A 456-nucleotide genomic window follows, 5' to 3' on the forward strand; every position below is an offset into this window, starting at 1 on the left:
CTTATCGCACGAAAATATCGAAGAAAGCGAACTTTGGCATAGGACGAATTCCCGACTCCGGCGATCTCGATGTAGGGGCAGCAGAGTTCCATGTGGACCCCCAAAAGCAGCATTTGGGCTGGGAAAGCTATACAGAAGCCTTTGAGACAGAGACTCCCGAAGGCCAGAAAGCACAGGCAGAAGAGGACCGTGAGTGGTGGAAAGGCGATAAAGAGGTCTTTATTTCATGGCAATCGAAAACAGAAAATGAGGCAGTTAAGCTTGACATTTACCGCAATAAACATTATCTCCAAACACTTAATTTGGGTGAAAATGTTCTGGAGTACTGGGTAGATCAGCGTGATTACAACTTCGACGGACATCGAGACTTCGCGGTTTGGTTTGATTATGCAGAAAGCAAAAGGGTCTTCTTGTGGTCTGAGAAGCAAGGAAAATATGTGCATGAACCCTTTTTCG

The 456-nt window shown here is 45.8% G+C and carries 1 pseudogene; it reads left to right on the forward strand.

Annotated elements, in window-relative coordinates:
- A pseudogene (locus HMPREF2983_RS11950) lies at window positions 1-456 on the forward strand (hypothetical protein); the annotation flags it as partial.

This window comes from Prevotella sp. HMSC077E09, from assembly GCF_001814685.1.
Lineage (GTDB): Bacteria > Bacteroidota > Bacteroidia > Bacteroidales > Bacteroidaceae > Prevotella > Prevotella oris.